This window comes from Streptomyces sp. NPDC041784, from assembly GCF_055591025.1.
Genome location: NZ_JBVJAB010000003.1, coordinates 469,267 through 489,123 on the forward strand (window position 1 = coordinate 469,267; position 19,857 = coordinate 489,123).

The following is a 19,857-nucleotide window of genomic DNA, read 5'->3' on the forward strand; positions in this document are numbered from 1 at the left end:
CGTCCCGGATATGAAACAGGAAGTGACGTCCGCCGGGCCCGCTCCCGCTCCCGACCCCGTCGATGCCCGTCTCGCCGCCCGTCTCGCCGCGCTGCGCGCCGAACACGGCTGGTCCCTCGGAGAGCTGGCCGAGCGCAGCGGTATCAGCCGCTCCACCCTCTCCCGGGCCGAGCGGGCGGAGATCAGCCCCACCGCCGCACTGCTCAACCGCCTGTGCCAGGTCTACGGGCGCACCATGTCCCGGCTGCTCAGCGAGGTCGAGGGCGAGCCCGCGCCGCTGCTGCGCGCCGCCGAGCAGCCCGTCTGGGAGGACAGGGCCTCCGGGTTCGTCCGGCGCTCGGTGTCCCCGCCGCACCCCGCACTCCGCGGCGAACTGGTCGAGGGACGGCTCGCCGTGGGCGCCGACATCGCCTACGACCGGCCGCCCGTCCCCGGCCTCGAACAGCACATCTGGGTCCTGGCGGGTGCCCTCGACGTGACCGCCGAGGACGTCGGCCACCGTCTCGACGCCGGCGACTGCCTGCGGCTGCGGGTGTGGGGGCCGACCCGGTTCCGGTGCGTGGGCGACACGGAGGCGCGGTACGTGCTGGCGGTGGTGCTGCCTTGACGGCCGTCCGCCTCGACGCCGCCCAGGTGCTCGACCGTGCGGGGGAGCTGGCCGATCTGCTGGTCGACACGGTGGACGGCGGCGCCTCGATCGGCTTCCTCGCGCCCCTCGCCCGGGCCGACGCCGTCGCCTGGTGGCGGGAGCGGGCCGACGGGGTGGCCGCCGGACACCTCGCCGTCTGGGCGGCCCACGACGGCGGCCGGGTCGTCGGGACCGTCAGTCTCGTCTTCCCCGACAAGCCGAACAGCCGCCACCGCGCCGAACTGGTGAAGCTGATGGTCCACCGCGACCTGCGCGGCAACGGCCTCGGCCGCCGCCTCCTGGACACCGCCGAGCGGGCCGCCGTCGCCGCCGGCATCACCCTGCTCCACCTGGACACCGAGACCGACAGCCCCGCCGAGCGCCTCTACCGCGCCGCCGGCTGGACCCGGGCCGGGGTGATCCCCGACTACGCGGCGAGCCCCGACGGCGTGCTCCGGCCGACCAGCCTGTACTACAAACACGTCGCCGCCGTCGGTGTGGAGTGACTGTCAGTGGCAGCGGCTACCGTGCGAAGCATGCCCGACGCCGAAGACGTACGCCGTGTCGCCCTGTCCCTGCCGGACACGACGGAGAAGATCGCCTGGAGCATGCCCACGTTCCGGGTCGCGGGGAAGATGTTCGCCACCCTGCCGGAGGACGAGACATCCCTCGCGGTGCGCTGCCCCAAGGAGGAGCGCGACGAACTGGTGCTCGCCGAGCCCGAGAAGTTCTGGATCGCGGACCACGAGGCCCAGTTCGCCTGGGTACGAGCCCGGCTGGCCGCCGTCGAGGACGAGGAGGAGCTGCGCGACATCCTCGCCGACTCCTGGCGGCAGGCGGCCCCGGCGCAGCTGTTGGAGGCGTATCCGCAGCTGGGGCTGCCGGCCGGGGAGTGACGCCGTCCGGACCCCGATAAACGGGTGCGCGACCACCGACCCGAGTGCGGTATTGTTTCCATGCGCGTTCGGCCAGGGGAAACCCCAGGTCAGACGGGCAACGGGACGTGGCGCAGCTTGGTAGCGCACTTGACTGGGGGTCAAGGGGTCGCAGGTTCAAATCCTGTCGTCCCGACTTGCGGAAGCGTGAGTCGGAGGGCCGTGTCAGAGGAATCTGACACGGCCCTTCTTCGTTGTCCGGGGGCCGGACGGCCCGTCCCCGGGGGAAACAACGGCGGATGAGGAATCTTCATCACCGCGATGCGGAGTAATTCATCGCATTTCCCGGGACCGTAGACGATCACTTGTTTCCTGGGTATGGTCAGGGCGTACACAGCCATTCGAGCCAGGGGGAATACGAATCGCTATGTCCACGTCCATTTCCGAAGATCTTTCGGCGCTCGGCGAGGCCTTTGTCTCGGATCCTTATCCGGTGTACGCGCGACTGCGCGCCCAGGGGCCGGTGCATCGCGTACGGACCGCGGCGTCCGGCGCGTACTGGCTGGTCGTCGGGCGTGCGGAGGCCCGGGCCGCGCTGGCGGACCCCCGGCTGAGCAACGACATCCGCCACTCCGCCGCCTGGCAGGACGACGGTGGGAACGCCATCGGCCTCAACATGGTGCAGACGGACCCGCCGCAGCACACCCGGCTGCGCAAACTCGTCGCCCAGGCATTCACTCCGCGCCGAATCGAGGCGATGCGGCCCGGAATTCAGCAGATGACCGACGAACTGCTGAACGAAATGCTTCCGCTCGGCCGGGCCGATCTCGTCGAGGCTTTCGCACTTCCCCTTCCTCTCGCCGTCATCTGTGAACTTCTCGGAGTTCCGGCGGCCGACCGCAAGACTTTCCACCACTGGTATCTCGAAAGCACCGACTTCAGCCGACCCGAGGCCGCGATGGCCGCCGCGCAGGCGATGACGGGATATCTCGCCGAGCTGATCGAAACGAAACGCACCACGGCCGGCGACGACCTGCTGAGCGCGCTCGTGCGCACCATGGACGACGACGGCGACCAGCTCTCCGCCGAGGAGATGCTCGGCATGGCGTTCCTCCTCCTCGTCGCGGGATACGAGACGGCGGCGAACCTCATCTCCAGCGGCACCCTCGCGCTGCTGCGCAACCCCGACCAGCTCGCGGCGCTCCGGGCCGACTGGGGGCTCCTGGAGAACGCGGTCGAGGAGATGCTCCGCTTCGACGGATCCGTGGAGACCGCCGCCTTCCGGTTCACCAAGGAGGAGGTCGACATCGCCGGCACCCGCATCCCCGCCGGGGAGCCCGTCGCCGTCGTCCTGGCCGCCGCCTCACGGGACCCCCGGCACTTCCCCGCACCGGACCGGTTCGACATCCGGCGCGACACGCGCGGCCACCTGGCCTTCGGCCACGGTGTGCACCACTGCCTCGGCGCCCCGCTGGCCCGCCTGGAGGCGGCCGTCGCCTTCCGGACGCTCCTCGAACGCTGCCCCGACCTGGCGCTCGACACCGAACCGGCCGACCTCACCTGGCGCCCCAGCCTCATGCTGCGCGGTGTGCACCACCTGCCGGTGACCTTCACCCCCGTCGCCGGCGGGTAGGCACACACGACGGGTCCGACCGGCGGGCAACCCCCCGGTCGGACCCGATCCGCACCGCTCATCGTGGCGTCGGCACCATCGGCAGCGGACCGGCACTGAGACTCATGTGCGGCCGCGGATCGACCACCGTGCCCGGCACCGGACGCAGCCGCCAGCGCGACGCGAGCGAGGCCAGCGCCAGCGTCGCCTCCGTCATGCCGAAGACGTCCCCGATGCACTTGCGGCTGCCCGCCCCGAACGGCAGATAGTGGCCGCGCGCCACGTCCTTCGCCCGCTCCGGGAGCCATCGGTCGGGATCGAAGGACTCCGGATCCGCGAACAGGTCCGCGTTGTGGTGCAGGACGTAGGGGCTGATCAGGATGTCGGCCCCGACCGGCAGCGGCCGTCCCGCCAGCTCCGTCGGCTCGGTCGTCGTGCGGGTGTAGAGCCAGGCGGGCGGATACAGGCGCAGGCTCTCGGTGAACACCCGCTGGGTGTAGTCGAGTCGCGGGATGTCCGCGTAGGCGGCGGGCCGCCCGTCCAGCACCTCGTCGAGTTCGGTGTGCAGGGCCTCCTCGGCCCGCGGATTCCCACCGAGCAGATGGAACGACCAGGCCAGGGCGCTGGCCGTGGTCTCGATCCCGGCCAGCAGCAGGGTCATGACCTGGTCGTGGATCTCCTGGTCGGTCAGCCGCCCGCCGGTCTCGGTGTCCTCGGCGGTGAGCAGCGCCGACAGCAGATCGCCCCGGTCGCCGTCCGCCCTGCGGTAGTCCCCGACGATCCCGTCGATCAGCCGGTGCATCCGCGTCAGCGCCTGCGCGAAACGGCGGTTGGCCGGCAGCGGCAGCTTCGCGAACAGCCCCGTCGGATCCATGGCCTGCCGGTACGCGCCCTGCACGATGACCGGCAGACAGTACTGGATCTCGGCGACCGCGTGGCCCGCGATCTCCGTGGAGAACAGCGCCCGTGCCGTGACCCGGGCAGTCAGCGCCTGCATCGCGTTGCTGACGTCGATGACCTCACCGGCCCGCCACGCCCCGGCCTCGGCCTCGCACTCCTCCCGCATCACCTCGGCGTACGTGGGCAGCCGGGCCGGGTGGAACGCGGGCTGCACCAGCCGCCGCTGTCTGCGGTGATCCGCCCAGTCGGACGTGATCAGCCCGTTGCCCAGGATCGGCCGCGCCTTCTCCTTCACCGGCCCGCCCGTGTCGTAGACCCGCGCGTTGAGCAGCACCTGCTGGACCAGCTCCGGATGGCAGGGCAGATAGGCGCTCTTGGGCCCCAGCCTCAGCTCCACCAGATCACCGTGGGCCGGCAGGGAGGCCAGGAACTCCAGCGGCCGACGGCCCATCAGCAGAGCGTGCCCGATCAGCGGCAGACCGCCCGGCGCCGTACCGAACCGCCACTGAGGCGTGGCGGTCCGCTGGGGCGGGGTCCTCGTACTCATGCGTCGTCCATCCCCTCGCGAGCGGCTGTTCCCCGTGGTTCGCAGATCATCGGCAGCGGGCCGGCCTCCAGGGTCGCCTTCGGCTCCGGCCGCAGCGTGCTGCCGGGGACCGGACGCAGCCGCCAGCGGCTCGCGATCGTGGCCACGATCAGCGCGGTCTCGGTGAGCGCCAGGACGTCTCCGATGCACTTGTGGCTGCCCGCGCCGAACGGCAGCAGCGCCCCGCGCGGCACCTCCTTGGCCCGCTCGCCCAGCCAGCGCTCCGGGACGAACTCCTCCGGATCCGGGAAGAGTTCGGGGTTGTGGTGCAGCGCGTGGGCGCTGTAGACGACCATCGTGCCAGCCGGAACCCGATGGCCGCCCAGCTCGGTGTCGACCGCCGCCACCCGCATCGACATCCAGGACGGCGGATACAGCCGCAGCGCCTCGGTGATCACGGCCCGGGTGAACTCCAGCTTCGGCAGATCGTCGAAGACCGGGGACCGGTCGCCCACCGCCGCGTCGATCTCGGCGTGCACCCGCCGCTCCGCCTCCGGGTGCGCGCCCAGCAGATGGAAGACGAACGCGAGGGTCGACGCGGTGGTCTCGCTGCCCGCCACCAGGAAGGTGACGACCTGGTCGAGGACCTCCTCGTCGGTCAGCCGCTGCCCGCTCTCCGGATGCTCGGCGCGCAGCAGCGTGGAGAGCAGGTCGCCGTGGTCGTCCTCGGACCGGCGGCGCTCGCCGATCATCGTGTCGACGATCTCGCGGAGCCGGGCGTTGGCGTGGTCGTAGCGCCGGTTGCCCGGGGTGGGCAGCTTCTCCATGATGCCCAGCGGCGCCACCGTGCGCTGGTAGATGCCTTGCGAGACGGTCCGCAGACAGTGCCGGGCCTCCTCGATGGTCGCCTCGTCGGCGCTGGTGGAGAACAGCGTCCGGGCCGCGACCCGCATGAGCAGGGCGTGCATCGCCTCGCTGACGTCCTGCGTCTGCCCGGCCCGCCAGGAGCTGATCGCCCTGCGGGTGTCGTCGCCGACCGCCGCCGTGTACGCGGCGATCCGGGTGGAGTGGAACGCCGGCTGGATGAGCCGGCGCTGGAAGCGGTGGTCGTCGCCGCGCGACACCGACAGGCTGTTGCCCAGCAGCTGCCGGGCCTTGTCGAAGACGCCCCCCTTGTCGAAGACCCGGGGGTTGACCAGCACATGGTGGACCAGCTCCGGATGGCAGGCGAGATAGGCCCGGCTCGGGCCGAGCCGGATCTCGACCACGTCCCCGTGGGCGGGCAGGGAGGCCAGGAACTCCAGCGGGCGACGCCAGAGCGCGAGCGCGTGCCCCAGGAGGGGCACCGCTCCCGGGGCGGCGCCCAACGACCAGGAACGGGCCGGTGTGTCGGAAACCTTTGCCGGATTTGCCGGATTCACGGACCCGCTTCCTTACTGGATACGAGAGTTGACGTCGTTCACGGCCGCGCGGTACCGCTTGTTGCTGGTGGTCCAGACGAAGTTGCCGTAGATCAGGTCCATCAGGACGTCCCGGGTGATGGCGTCGAAGGACTTGATGCACTCCACGTCCTCGACGATGTCGTCCAGGCGCCGCTGGAAGAACTCCTCGAACGCGGCCTGGTCCGACACGTCGCACAGCCGGAAGCAGTTGGTGATCTGCCCCAGCGACACCTCACGGTCGTAGGAGTAGAAGTCGTTGACGATGGCGAGGCCCCGGGTGGTCATCCGGGCGGCCAGGCCCGACTTGGCGTGTTCCGTGAACTCCGCGTTCCGGTAGATGGGGTAGGACATCTTCATCCAGAAGTCCACACCCACATCGGTGACCCGGAACCGGAAGTACTGCTCCGGGGAGGTCGTGCAGAGCACCTCCTTGATGGGGGAGTCGCGGAACATGTGGTCGCTGGTGACGAACGCCCGGGCGCCCTCGTAGGCGAACCAGGCGTCCTCCTCGCTGTAGTACTTCGCGCATATCGCGCGCAGTTCGGGGAGGAAGACGTCGAAGTCGTGCAGCGCCGGATCCATGTCGTCCCACACGAAGGTGACGCAGTTCAGGATGCAGACGGCCTTGAACGCCTCCATGTCCTGGATGTGGCGGGCGCTCTGCGACCACCGCACGACGTCCATGTAGGAGATCCAGCGTTCGTCGGAGACCGACTTCCCGAACGGCGCCACCGCCTTGTTGCAGGCGTCGATGACCTCCCGGAGTTCGGTGTCCGTCATCGGGACCATCCGGGGGGCGTCCACGATGTGCCGCTCGAACGCCTCGGCGAACCGGGCGGTGGCCGCCTTCCAGTGGCGCATCATGCCGGGCGGCGCGGGATCGTCGGGGAGCACGGTCGTCGTGCCGGGCGTGGAGATGTCCGTGGTCATGAGTCCCTCGCAGTGGCCATACGGGCGATTCGCTTCAGGGCGCCTACGGCGTCCGAGGTGAACGGTGCGTGGTCGAGCGCGCGCAGGGCCTGCCGCTGCCGGTCGTCGATCATCCGCTCGACGGTCTCCCGGGCACCGGTGGTCTCGAACAGACCGCGTACGACGGCCGCCCCCTCCTCGTCCAGCAGCGGATCACCGAGCAGCCGGCGCAGCAGCGCGGCCTGACCGGCGTCGGCGCCGCGCAGCGCGAGCGCGGTGAGCGTGGTGTTCTTCCCGGCCCGCAGGTCGTCGAGCCGGGACTTGCCGGTCACCAGCGGATCGCCGTACACCCCGAGCAGGTCGTCCCGGAGCTGGAACGCCTCGCCGAGCGGCAGTGCGTACGAGGTGCAGGCCGCCATGGCGGCGGGGCCGGCGCCCGCGATGGCCGCGCCGACGTGCAGCGGGCGCTCGATGGTGTACTTCGCCGTCTTGTACCGGTAGACGTTCAGCGTGGCGTCGATGTCGTCGGTCAGACCGCCGGTGGCGTGCAGGTCCAGGTACTGGCCCAGCATCAGCTCGGTGCGCATCTGCGAGACGAGCGGCAGCACCGCCTCCAGCTGCGCCGGCGCGAGCCCGGCCGAGTGCAGCAGCTCGTCGGACCAGGTGAGCACGAGGTCGCCGAGCAGCACCGCCGCGCTCATGCCGAACCACTCGACCTCGTCCGGCCCCCGGCACGCGGCATGGTCCGCGGACAGCGTGCGGTGCACGGTCGGGCGGCCGCGACGGGTGTCGCTGAGATCCATGACGTCGTCGTGGATCAGCGCGAAGGCGTGGAACATCTCCAGGCAGGCGGCGACCCGGAACACCGACTCGGCGTCGTCCCCGTCGCCGCCGGCGGCCCGCCAGCCGGTCACACAGAGCAGCGGGCGGATGCGTTTGCCGCCCGACAGGAAGTCGCGGACCAGCCCGGAGAGATACGGCAGCTGCGGCTGGACCGCGCCGTCGTCCTTCTCCGTGAGAAAGTCCGAGAGCGCCGCGTCCACCGACCGGCGAATCGCCTCCGGTTCCAGTACGTCCAGACTGACTAAGGGTGCGGTCATAGGACTGAATTCCCCTTCTTCGGCATGATGTCGTTTTTTGGAAGGGCTTTCCCAGGAATTGCCGCAGAGAGGCGCGGCGAATACTCCCGGTATCCATCGGGAGCTGAGAACGGGCATGACCGTGCACGGCTCGGCGCATCACCGCCGAGACCGGCTGAATATTGTGAAAAGGGACGAGCGGGGCATCTCCGTGGAGGAGTTCCATGGAACTCCGTGCGGAGGGCGTCCTAAAGACGCCGGCCGCCGACTATCGTCAGGTCATGCCTCTTCGCGTGACCGCGCGGTAAGCGCAGTTGTGTGCCCGCAAGAGTCTTCCAGCTGCCACTCGACTTTCCCCCGTCCGAGTCCGGCCAATCCTCTGTGGTGCGGCGCCAGTCTAGGCACATGATCCACGGATTCGGAAGAGATCCTTCGGCCGGACGGCGCTCGGTGGGGGTCCCGCGACCCGCCTCTTACCGGCTGCTTACCGGCAGCCGGGATGCCATGAACATGGTTGCACCCCGCTGTCGGCTGAGGTACGTTCGGCTGAGTTGATCAACTTTTCCGGGCTACCGCCATCCGTCCGGAACAGGTGGAGATCAGGTTATGCGCACATCATTCGGACGATCGTGTGCGTTTATCGAGTCGGCACTGAGTGCGGCCGGCTTTCTGCTCGTGTGACTCCGGCTTCTCTTCGCGGTGAGGGCCAGGGTGAGTGAGTTCAAGGCGTCGGGGGAAGGTGCCTCAATTGTCCAGAGTCTCTGCCGCGTCGCGGGAGCATGCCGTCGACGGCTCGATAGCGGTGATCGGTATCGCCTGCCGGTTACCGGGTGCACGCACTCCCGGAGAATTCTGGCATTTGCTGAGCGAGGGCGAGAATTCCGTCACATCGGTCCCGCCCGGCCGCTGGGAGCGCCCCCGTGGCACCGGCCCGGACCCCGCACTCGACCACGGTGCCTTTCTCGACGGAACGGACCTGTTCGACGCCGGATTCTTCGGTGTCTCCCCACGCGAGGCCGCGGCCATGGACCCCCAGCAACGGCTGGTCCTGGAAATCGGCTGGGAGGTCCTCGAGGACGCGGGCCTGACCCCCGAGCACCTCGCCGGGCAGCGCACCGGGGTCTTCGTCGGCGCCATCGGCGACGACTACGCCACCCTGCTGCGACGGCAGGGCACCGACGCCGTGACCCACCACACGCTCACCGGCCTGAACCGCGGCATGATCGCCAACCGGCTCTCCTACCTGCTCGGCGCCCAGGGCCCCAGCATGGTGATCGACTCGGGCCAGTCCTCGTCACTCGTCGCCGTGCACGCCGCCTGCCAGAGCCTGCGCACCGGGGAGTGCGACACCGCCGTCGCCGGCGGCGTCCACCTCAACCTCGCCTTCGACGGCACCCTGAGCGCGGCGCGCTTCGGCGGACTCTCCCCGGACGGCCGCTGCTTCACCTTCGACGCCCGCGCCAACGGGTTCGTCCGCGGCGAGGGCGGCGGACTCGTCCTCCTCAAACCCCTCGCCCGCGCGCTCGCCGACGGCGACCGCGTCCACGGCGTCCTGCGCGGCAGCGCGGTCAACAACGACGGGGGCGGGGACAGCCTGACCACCCCGACCCGGGCCGCCCAGGCGGACGTGCTGCGCCGCGCCTGCGCCGCGGCCGGCATCGGCCCCGCCGAGGTGCAGTACGTCGAGCTCCACGGCACCGGCACCGCGGTCGGCGACCCCGTCGAGGCGGCCGCGCTCGCGGAGGCCGTCGGCTCCGCGCACTCCCCGGACCTCCCGCTGCGGGTGGGCTCCGTCAAGACGAACGTCGGACACCTCGAAGGCGCGGCCGGCATCACCGGACTCATCAAGGTCCTGCTCTCCCTCCGGGCCCGCCGGCTTCCGCCCAGCCTGAACTTCCGCACCGCCAACCCCGCGATCCCGCTGGACGACTGGCACCTGCGGGTGCAGACCGACCTCTCGGACTGGCCGAGCCCGGACGCGCCGCTGATCGCCGGGGTGTCGGCGTTCGGGGTGGGCGGGACCAACGCCCATGTGATCGTCGCCGAGGCGCCTGCGCAAGCGGAAGCAACGGCGGCCGCGCCGGCGGAAGCCACGGCGTGCTCGGCGGTGGAGGCCACGGCGGCTGCCCAGGCCTCGGGGCCTGCCGAAGCCGCGGTACTTGCCGAGGCCGCGGTACTTGCCAAGGCCGCGGTACTTGCCGAAGTCCCCGTGCCCGCCGTCGCGTTCACCCAAGGGGCGCTGCCTTGGGTTGTCTCCGCCCGGTCCCCGGACGGACTGCGCGGCCAGGCCGCGCGCCTGCGTGACCTCGCCGCCGCCGGTGACGCCCCCCTCACGGACGTCGGCTGGTCCCTCGCCGCGCACCGGGCCGCCCTGGAGCACCGCGCGGTCGTGGTGGCCGGGGACCGAGAGGGGTTCCTGACCGGCCTGGCGGCGATCGCCGCCGGTGAACCCGCCGGCCATGTCGTCGACGGCACGGCCCCCGGCGAGACCTGCACCGGCGCCGGTGTGGTGTTCGTGTTCCCCGGGCAGGGGGCGCAGTGGCTCGGCATGGCCGCCGAACTCCTGGACACCTCGGCGGTGTTCGCCGAGTCCGTCGAGGAGTGTGCCCGTGCGCTGGCCCCGCACACCGACTGGGACCTCCGTGCCGTACTCCGGGACACCACGGACGGCGGCGCGCTGAACCGGGTGGACGTCCTCCAGCCCACGCTGTGGGCCGTGATGGTCTCGCTGGCCCGGGTGTGGCGCTCCCTCGGCGTGACCCCCGCCGCGGTCGTCGGGCACTCGCAGGGCGAGATCGCCGCCGCCTGTGTGTCCGGCGCGCTCTCGCTCGACGACGGCGCCCGCCTGGTGGCCCTGCGCAGCCGGATCACCGGGCACCTGACCGACCGCGGTGGCATGGCGGTCCTGGACGCCTCCGCGGAACAGGCGGACGTCCTGCTCGGGGGCCGGGACGACGTATGGGTCGCCGCGGTCAACAGCCCCGCCGCCACCGTCGTGGCCGGCAGCCCGGAAGGACTCGCCGAGGTCGTGGCCCGCGCGCAGGCGGCCGGGCACCGCACCCGGACCGTCGCCTCCGCCTACGCCTCGCACACCCCGCACGTGGAGCAGATCCGGGACGACTTCCTGCGGCAGGTGGCGTCGATCGGCCCGCGCACCGCCGACGTACCGATGTACTCGACCGTCACCGCCGGTCCCGTCGCGGGCGAGTCGCTCGACGCGGGCTACTGGTACCGCAACCTCCGCGAGCAGGTCCGCTTCCACGACACCGTCGAGGCCCTCGTCGAGGCGGGCCACACCCTGTTCCTGGAGGTCAGCCCGCACCCGGTCCTGACCAACGCCGTACAGGAGACCGGCCACGCCACCGGCACCACCGTCACCGCCACCGGAACCCTGCGCCGGGACCAGGGCGGCAGCCGGCAACTCCACCTCTCCCTGGGCCACTTGTGGGCCCACGGCGCGGACGTCGACTGGGTCGCGGTGTTCGACGGCACGGGTGCGCGGCGGACCGATCTGCCGACGTACGCCTTCCAGCGCCGCCGGCACTGGTTCGAGACGTCCGGTACGACGGCCGTGGAGCCGGCCGGTGCCGCACCCGCCGTTCCCGCCGTATCGGCTCTGCCGGCCGACCCGTCTGCCACACCGGCCTCACCGGCCGCACCCGCCGCGTCGGACGTCGTCGACGTGGCCCGGCGGATCCGCGCCCACGCCGCCGCCGTACTCGGACACGCGACGGCCGACGACATCGACCCGTGGCGGACGTTCAAGGACCTCGGGTTCGACTCGATCATGCTCGGTGACCTGGGCAACCGGCTCAGCACCGCGCTGGGCACCCGTCTGACCACGTCCACGCTCTTCGACCATCCCACACCGGCCAGGCTCGCCGACCACCTCACCGCCGACGAGGACCCGGCCCGCGCCGCGCACCGCGCACCGGACGCGGACGACGAACCCATCGCCATCATCGCGATGAGCTGCCGTCTGCCCGGCGGCGTCGAGTCCCCGGAGGACCTGTGGCGACTCGTCGCCGACGGGCAGGACGCGATCACCGCGTTCCCCGAGGACCGCGGCTGGGACCTGGCACGCCTGCGCGCCCCGGAGGGACCCGGCCGTACGGTCGCCGAGGGCGGTGGATTCCTGGACCGCGCGGCCGAGTTCGACGCCCGCTTCTTCGGTCTCTCCCCGCGTGAGGCACTGGCGATGGACCCGCAGCAGCGGCTGCTCCTGGAGACCTCCTGGGAGCTGCTGGAACGCGCCGGCATCGAACCGGCCACCCTGCGCTCCACCCCGACCGGCGTCTTCGTCGGCACCATGGACCAGGAGTACGGGCCACGCCTGCACGAGGCTCCGGAAGCGCTCGACGGATACCTCCTCACCGGCAAGACCACCAGCGTCGCCTCCGGCCGCATCGCCTACACGCTCGGCCTCACCGGCCCCGCCATCACCCTGGACACGGCGTGCTCGTCCTCCCTGGTGGCGCTGCATCTCGCGGTGCAGTCGCTGCGGCGCGGCGAGTCCACACTCGCCCTGGCCGGCGGGGTGACCGTGCTCAACACCCCGGGAATCTTCACCGAGTTCAGCCGCCAGGGCGGACTCTCCCACGACGGCCGCTGCAAGGCGTTCGCCGCCGCCGCCGACGGCACGGGGATGGCCGAGGGCGTGGGCATGCTGCTGGTGGAGCGGCTGTCCGACGCGCGGCGCAACGGGCATCAGGTGCTGGCGGTCGTCCGGGGCTCCGCGGTCAACCAGGACGGCGCGTCCAACGGCCTCACCGCGCCCAGCGGCCTCTCCCAGGGGCAGGTGATCCGCCAGGCGCTGGCGGGCGCGGGTCTGACGGCGTCCGAGGTGGACGTCGTGGAGGCGCACGGTACGGGGACCTCGCTCGGCGATCCGATCGAGGCGCAGGCGCTGCTGGCGACGTACGGGCAGGACCGTCCGGCCGGGCGGCCGCTGCTGCTGGGGTCGGTGAAGTCCAACATCGGCCATACGCAGGCGGCGGCGGGCGTGGCCGGTGTGATCAAGACCGTGATGGCCATGCGGCACGGCGTGGTGCCCGCCACCCTGCATGTCGACGAGCCGTCGCCACGGGTGGACTGGGCCGCGGGCGCGGTGGAGCTGGTGACCGAGCAGACGGCCTGGCCGGAGGCGGGCCGGGCGCGGCGGGCGGCGGTGTCGTCCTTCGGGATCAGCGGGACCAACGCGCATGTGATCGTCGAAGAGGCCCCGTCGGCCGGCGTTCCCGCCGAGGCCGTGCCTTCACGGCCTTCACGGCTTTCCGGGTACGCCCCCGTGGTGCGGGCCGACGAGGTCGTGCCGTGGGTGGTGTCGGGCCGGTCGGCCGCGGGGCTGCGGGCCCAGGCCGGGCGGCTGCGCGAGCTGGTGGCCGCGGGCGAGGACGCCCCGGCCGCGATCGGCTGGTCGCTCGCCACCCGGCGGGCCGCGCTGGAGCACCGGGCGGTCGTGGTGGCCGGGGACCGGGAGGAGTTCCTGGCCGGCCTGGCGGCGGTTGCCTCCGGTGAGCCCGCCGGTCAGGTGGTGAGCGGCGCGGTCGCGGGGGAGGGCGGTGCCGGTGTGGTGTTCGTGTTCCCCGGCCAGGGGGCGCAGTGGGCCGGGATGGCGAGCGAACTCCTCGACGGTTCGGCGGTGTTCGCCGAGTCCGTCGCCCGGTGTGCCCAGGCCCTGGCCCCGCACGTCGACTGGGATCTCCTCGCCGTGCTGCGGGACCCCTCCGAGAGCGGCGCGCTGGAGCGGGTGGACGTCGTGCAGCCCGCGTTGTGGGCGGTGATGGTGTCGTTGGCGGAGGTGTGGCGGGCCGCGGGGGTCGTTCCGTCGGCCGTGGTCGGTCACTCGCAGGGGGAGATCGCGGCGGCGTGTGTGGCGGGTGCGTTGTCGTGGGAGGACGGGGCGCGGCTGGTCGCGTTGCGGAGCCGGGTCATCGCGGGTGAACTGGCGGGCCGGGGTGGGATGTTGTCCGTGGCCGCGTCCGTGGAGCGGGTGGGTGAGCTGCTCGCGGGTCGTGAGGGGGTGTGGATCGCCACCGTCAACGGGCCGGAGTCCACGGTGGTGGCCGGCAGCCCGTCCGGGCTGGACCAGGTGTCCGTGGACGCGGAGGCCGCCGGGATGCGCACGCGCATGGTCGCGGTGGACTACGCCTCCCACACTCCGCACGTGGAGCGGGTCCGCGAGCGGCTCTTGGAGCTGGCGGCTCCGATCGTGCCGAGTGCCGGTGTGATCCCGATGTACTCGGCCGTGACGGCGGCTCCCGTCGCGGGCGAGTCGCTGGACGCCGACTACTGGTACCGCAACCTCCGTGAGCAGGTGCGTTTCCATGACACCGTCGAGGCGCTGATCGGCGAGGGGCACACCCTGTTCCTCGAGGTCAGCGCGCACCCGGTGCTGACCGGCGCGATCGAGGAAACCGGTTACGCAACGGACGTCCCCGTGCATGCCGTCGGCACCCTGCGCCGGGGCGAGGGCGGGGGCCGCCGGTTCCTCATGTCCCTCGCCGCGCTGTGGGCGCACGGTGCCACTCCCGACTGGTCGGCGGTCCTCGCCGCCGCGCCGCCGGTCGATCTGCCCACGTACGCCTTCCAGCGCGACCGGTACTGGCTGGCACCCGTCGGGTCGGCGTCCGTAGGGTCGGTCTCCGTCGGGTCGGCGTCGGATGTCCGGGTCGATCTGCCGTCCGCGCCCGTGGCCGAGGCACCCGAGGGATTCCCGCGCAGGGTGGCCGAGGCGGGCACCGACGCCCGGCGGAAGCGGGTCGTCCTGGACGAGGTGTGCCGGCAGGCGGCGGCGGTGCTGGGCTGGGCGTCGGCCGGTGACGTGGAGGTCCGGCGGGCCTTCCGGGAGGCCGGCTTCGACTCGCTGACCGGTGTCGAGCTGCGCAACCGGCTGGTCGCCGCGACGGGCGTCATCCTCTCGCCGACCGCCGTGTTCGACCACCCGACGCCGCTCGCGCTCGCCGAACACCTCCTGGACCGTGTCCTCGGCCCGGACCGTGTGCTCGGCACGGACACCGCCGTACCCGCCGTACCCGCCGTGCCCGCCGTACCCCCCGTGCCCGGGGCCGCCGCGTCTGTCGCGGCGCGGGAACCGATCGCGATCGTCGGCATCGGCTGCCGCTACCCCGGTGGGGTCCGGTCGCCTGAGGACCTGTGGCGGCTGCTGCTGTCGCAGGACGAGGTGATCTCCGGGTTCCCGACGGACCGTGGCTGGGACTTCGATGCGCTCCTCCACCCCGACCCCACACGGCCCGGCACCTCCTACGTCCACCAAGGCGGGTTCCTGCACGACGCGGGCGAGTTCGACGCCGGCTTCTTCGGGCTCTCGCCGCGCGAGGCACTGGCCATGGACCCCCAGCAGCGGCTGCTGCTGGAGGCGTCCTGGGAGACCCTGGAACGCGCCGGCCTCGACCCGCAGTCGCTGCGCGGCAGCCGGACGGGGGTCTTCGTCGGCTTCGTCCCGCAAGGCTACGGCAGCGGCGCGACCGACACGAAGGGAACCGAGGGCTACCTCTTCACCGGTGCCGCGGGCAGTGTGGCGTCCGGCCGGATCGCCTACACCCTCGGGCTGACCGGGCCGGCCATCACCGTGGACACCGCCTGTTCCTCCTCGTTGGTCGCCCTGCACCTGGCCGTCCAGTCCCTGCGCAACGGCGAGTGCGGCATGGCGCTGGTCGGCGGGGTCAGCGTCATGACGACGCCCGGGATCTTCACCGAGTTCAGCCATCAGCGCGGACTGTCCCCGGACGGCCGCTGCAAGCCCTTCGCCGCGGCGGCGGACGGCACCGCCTGGGCGGAGGGCGTGGGGATGCTGCTGGTGGAGCGGCTGTCCGACGCGCGGCGCAACGGGCATCAGGTGCTCGCGGTCGTCCGGGGCTCGGCGCTCAACCAGGACGGCGCGTCCAACGGCCTCACCGCGCCGAACGGCCCGGCCCAGGAGCGCGTGATCCGGCAGGCCCTGGCCAACGCGGGTCTGACGGCATCCGAGGTCGACGTGGTGGAGGCGCACGGTACGGGGACCTCGCTCGGCGATCCGATCGAGGCGCAGGCGCTGCTGGCGACGTACGGACAGGATCGCCCGGCCGAGCGGCCGGTGCTGCTCGGCTCGGTGAAGTCCAACATCGGGCACACGCAGGCCGTGGCCGGTGTGACCGGTGTGATCAAGATGGTCATGGCGATGCGGCACGGCAGCGTTCCCGCGACCCTGCACGTGGACGAGCCGTCGCCGCACGTGGACTGGGACGCCGGTGCGCTGGAGCTGGTGACCGAGCACACGGCCTGGCCCGAGGCGGGCCGGGCGCGGCGGGCGGCGGTGTCGTCCTTCGGGGTGAGCGGGACCAACGCCCACGTGATCATCGAGGCCGCGCCGGCGCTTGAGCCCAGGCCCGCAGCCCTGGGCGGGCTCTTCAACGGTGCCGGTGACGGTGGCGGGGGCAGTGGCGATGGCGGTGGCAGTGGTGAGGTCGTGCCGTGGCTGGTGTCCGCGCGGTCGGAGGCGGGGCTGCGGGAGCAGGCCGGGCGGCTGCGCGAGTTCGCGTCCTCCGGCGACGATCCCTCCGGGGCCGTCGCCTGGTCGTTGGCCACCGGGCGGGCGGACTTGGAGCACCGGGCCGTGGTGGTCGCGGAGGAACGGGAGGGACTCCTTGCCGGGCTCGCGGCGATCGCCTCCGGAGACCCTGCCACGCACGTGATCAGCGGGACGGCCGCCGACGGTCCGGAGGCCGGTGTGGTGTTCGTGTTCCCCGGCCAGGGCTCGCAGTGGATCGGCATGGCCGCCGAACTCCTCGACAGATCACCGGTGTTCGCCGAGTCCGTCGACCGGTGCGCGCGGGCGCTGTCCCCCTATGTCGACTGGGATCTTCTCGACGTGTTGCGGGAGACCGCGGACGACGACGTCTTGCAGCCGGTGGACGTGGTGCAGCCGGCGTTGTGGGCGGTGATGGTGTCGTTGGCGGAGGTGTGGCGCTCGGCCGGTGTGATTCCGGCCGCGGTGGTGGGGCATTCGCAGGGGGAGATCGCGGCGGCGTGTGTGGCGGGTGTGTTGTCGTGGGAGGACGGGGCGCGGCTGGTCGCGTTGCGGAGCCGGGTCATCGCGGGTGAACTGGCGGGCCGGGGTGGGATGTTGTCGGTGGCCGCCTCTGCCGCGCGGGTGGGTGAGCTGGTCTCGGGTCGTGAGGGGGTGTGGATCGCGACCGTCAACGGGCCGGAGTCCACGGTGGTGGCCGGCAGCCCGTCCGCACTCGCCGCCGTGTCCGTGGACGCGGAGGCCGCCGGGATGCGGACGCGCATGGTCGCGGTGGACTACGCCTCCCACACCCCGCACGTGGAGCGGATCCGTGAGCGGCTCTTGGAGCTGGCGGCTCCGATCGTGCCGAGTGCCGGTGTGATCCCGATGTACTCGGCCGTGACGGCGGCTCCCGTCGCGGGCGAGTCGCTGGACGCCGACTACTGGTACCGCAACCTCCGTGAGCAGGTGCGTTTCCATGACACCGTCGAGGCGCTGATCGGCGAGGGGCACACCCTGTTCCTCGAGGTCAGCGCGCACCCGGTGTTGACCGGCGCGATCGAGGAAACCGGCTACGCAACGGACGCCCCGGTGCACGCCGTAGGCACCCTGCGCCGGGGCGAGGGCGGAGGCCGGCAGTTCCTGATGTCGCTCGCCCAGCTCTGGGTGCACGGTGTCACTCCCGACTGGTCGGCGGTCCTCGCCGCCGCGCCGCCGGTCGACCTGCCCACGTACGCCTTCCAGCGCAAGCACTACTGGCTCGCGGCCGCAGCAGTGGCCGCGCCCCCGGCGGGCGGCGGCACGACCGCGTCGGACTCCTGGCGGTACCGGGAGGGCTGGACACCCCTGCCCGACGACGTTCCGGCCGGCCTGTCCGGCACCTGGCTCGTGGCCGTCGCCGCGGACCAGGTGGGCGGTGCGCCGTACGAGGCGATCGTCGAGGGACTGCGCGGACAAGGGGCCGTGGTGGAAACGCTGTTGGCGCCCGACGACCCGGGACGGTGGGCCGACGCACTCGCCGCGCAGCCGTCTCCGGCCGGAGTGGTCTCGCTGCTGGCCCTCGCCCCCGCACCTGCCTCCACCCCCGTCGCTGCTTCCGCTCCCGCCCACGACGAGACACCCCATGTCCTCCCGGGCGCCGGGTTCCATCGGACGCTCTCGCTGATCCAGGGAATGGCGGCCGCGAACCTCGCCGCACCCCTGTGGTGTGTCACCCAGGGCGCGGTGTCCGTCGGCGACCACGACCCCCTGACGAACCCGGCCCAGGCGTCGGTGTGGGGCCTGGGCCGGGTCGCGGCACAGGAACTGCCCGGCCAGTGGGGCGGGTTGATCGATCTGCCGGCGGACCTGGACCGGCCGGTCATGAGCCGGCCGGTCGTGAGCCGGCCGGTCGTGAGCCGGCTGTGCGCGGTCCTCGCGGCCGGCGGTCCCGAGGACCAGGTCGCGGTGCGGCCCACCGGGACCCTCGGGCGCAGGCTCGTCCGGGCCCGACCCGGCGGCGCGCCAGGCGCCGGCGACTGGCGGCCGGGCCCTGGAACCGTACTGATCACCGGCGGTACCGGAGCGCTCGGGAGCCGGCTCGCCCGACGGCTCGCCGAGCGGGGCGCCCAGCACCTGCTGCTCGTCAGCCGACGTGGCGACGCCGCACCGGGTGCCGCCGAGCTGGCGGCCGAGCTGGCCCGGACCGGGGCCAGGGTGACGGTGGCCGCGTGCGACATCGCGGACGGCGCCGCGCTGCGCGACCTCCTGACGTCGATCCCGGCCGAGTGTCCGCTGACCGCCGTGTTCCACACGGCCGCCATACTGGACGACGCGGCCGTGGAGACCCTGACGCCCGATCAGGTGGACGCCGTACTGCGGGTCAAGGCCGGTGCCGCGTGGCGGCTGCACGAACTCACCCACGGTCGGGAGCTGTCCGCGTTCGTCCTGTTCTCCTCCGTCGCCGGCACCATCGGGATGGGCGGGCAGGGCAACTACGCGCCCGCCAACGCCTATCTGGACGCGCTCGCCCGCTACCGCCGCGCGCGGGGGCTGACCGCGACCTCTGTGGCCTGGGGGCCCTGGGCGCAGGGCGGGATGGCCGACGGCGACGCGGTGGCCGAGCTGCGGCTGCGGCACGGACTGCCGTTGCTGCCGCCGGAGTCGGCGATCCTCGCGTTGGAAGCGGAGCTGGGCGGCGGCGAACCGGCCACCGTCGTGGCCGACGTCGACTGGGCCCGGTTCACGCACGCCTACACCGCCGTCCGGCCGAGCCGTCTGCTCGACGAGATTCCCGAGGCCCGGCAGGCACTCGCCGAAGACCGGGCCGAGGCCGGCGACGCGACGGTCACCGCCCTGCGGGACCGGCTCGCCGACGCGGAGCCGCGCGAGCGCAGGCGGCAGCTCCTGGACGTCGTCCGCGGACAGGTGGCCGCCGTCCTCGGACACGACTCGGCCGAAACGGTCAGTACCGGGCGGAAGTTCCTTGAACTCGGACTGGACTCGGTCACCGCCGTGGAACTCCGCAACCGGCTCAGCGGGCTCACCGGACTCCGGCTGCCGGTCGCCGTGATCTTCGACCACCCGACGGTGAACGACCTCGTCGGCCACCTCGGCGCGCTGCTCTTCGACACCGGCCCGGAGGAGTCGCGGGCTCCCGGCGCCGACGAACCGCACGCGGAGACCACCGTGGACGCCGAGCGGCTGAACGAGGAACTCGAAGCCGCCAGCAACGACGAGCTGTTCGCCTACATCGAGAAGGAGTTCGGGATCTCCTGACGCGCGCCGTCCCCCGACCTCCGCCTGTCCCCACTGTCTTCGTCTCTCCGCGCCGCCGCCCCCTCGTGGCACGCCCTCTTCCCGAACAGCCGACTCATCGCATGGAGCAAGTAATGGACGAC

9 protein-coding genes and 1 tRNA gene are annotated in these 19,857 nt (G+C 72.4%); 6 read left to right on the plus strand and 4 right to left on the minus strand.

Going from position 1 to position 19,857, the window contains the following annotated elements; all coding sequences use genetic code 11:
• Positions 1-10 precede the first annotated feature (10 nt).
• The 5 genes from ACZ6D7_RS08810 (at position 11) to ACZ6D7_RS08830 (ending at position 3,136) form a co-directional block, all read left to right on the plus strand.
• Complete coding sequence (locus tag ACZ6D7_RS08810) at positions 11-607, plus strand: helix-turn-helix domain-containing protein (RefSeq protein WP_469485657.1); 597 nt, start codon at positions 11-13, stop codon at positions 605-607.
• Positions 604-1,134 (plus strand): GNAT family N-acetyltransferase, encoded by a 531-nt coding sequence (locus tag ACZ6D7_RS08815; RefSeq protein WP_469485660.1) that lies wholly within the window; start codon positions 604-606, stop codon positions 1,132-1,134. Before ACZ6D7_RS08810 ends, ACZ6D7_RS08815 begins: the two co-directional genes overlap by 4 nt.
• Before the next feature lie 30 nt (positions 1,135-1,164).
• Positions 1,165-1,524 carry an MmcQ/YjbR family DNA-binding protein gene (locus ACZ6D7_RS08820; protein ID WP_469485663.1) on the plus strand — a complete coding sequence of 120 codons (360 nt, stop codon included), beginning with the start codon at positions 1,165-1,167 and terminating at the stop codon, positions 1,522-1,524.
• A gap of 101 nt (positions 1,525-1,625) precedes the next feature.
• Positions 1,626-1,699 (plus strand) — tRNA-Pro (locus ACZ6D7_RS08825).
• Positions 1,700-1,930: 231 nt separating this feature from the next.
• Positions 1,931-3,136, plus strand: coding sequence for a cytochrome P450 family protein (locus ACZ6D7_RS08830; protein WP_469485666.1), 1,206 nt, complete (start codon positions 1,931-1,933; stop codon positions 3,134-3,136).
• Between the two features lie 58 nt (positions 3,137-3,194).
• Here the strand turns inward: ACZ6D7_RS08830 and ACZ6D7_RS08835 are convergent, their stop codons facing one another.
• From ACZ6D7_RS08835 to ACZ6D7_RS08850, 4 genes are all read right to left on the minus strand, one after another.
• Positions 3,195-4,562, minus strand: coding sequence for a cytochrome P450 (locus ACZ6D7_RS08835; RefSeq protein WP_469485669.1), 1,368 nt, complete (start codon positions 4,560-4,562; stop codon positions 3,195-3,197).
• Positions 4,559-5,887 carry a cytochrome P450 gene (locus ACZ6D7_RS08840; RefSeq protein WP_469485670.1) on the minus strand — a complete coding sequence of 443 codons (1,329 nt, stop codon included), beginning with the start codon at positions 5,885-5,887 and terminating at the stop codon, positions 4,559-4,561. Before ACZ6D7_RS08840 ends, ACZ6D7_RS08835 begins: the two co-directional genes overlap by 4 nt.
• Positions 5,888-5,974: 87 nt before the next feature.
• Positions 5,975-6,913 (minus strand): terpene synthase family protein, encoded by a 939-nt coding sequence (locus ACZ6D7_RS08845; RefSeq protein WP_469485672.1) that lies wholly within the window; start codon positions 6,911-6,913, stop codon positions 5,975-5,977.
• Positions 6,910-7,992, minus strand: coding sequence for a polyprenyl synthetase family protein (locus ACZ6D7_RS08850; protein ID WP_469485675.1), 1,083 nt, complete (start codon positions 7,990-7,992; stop codon positions 6,910-6,912). Before ACZ6D7_RS08850 ends, ACZ6D7_RS08845 begins: the two co-directional genes overlap by 4 nt.
• A gap of 781 nt (positions 7,993-8,773) precedes the next feature.
• Here ACZ6D7_RS08850 and ACZ6D7_RS08855 point away from each other — a divergent pair.
• On the plus strand, positions 8,774-19,735 hold the full coding sequence (locus tag ACZ6D7_RS08855) for a type I polyketide synthase (RefSeq protein ID WP_469486050.1): 10,962 nt from the start codon (positions 8,774-8,776) through the stop codon (positions 19,733-19,735).
• Positions 19,736-19,857: the final 122 nt, after the last annotated feature.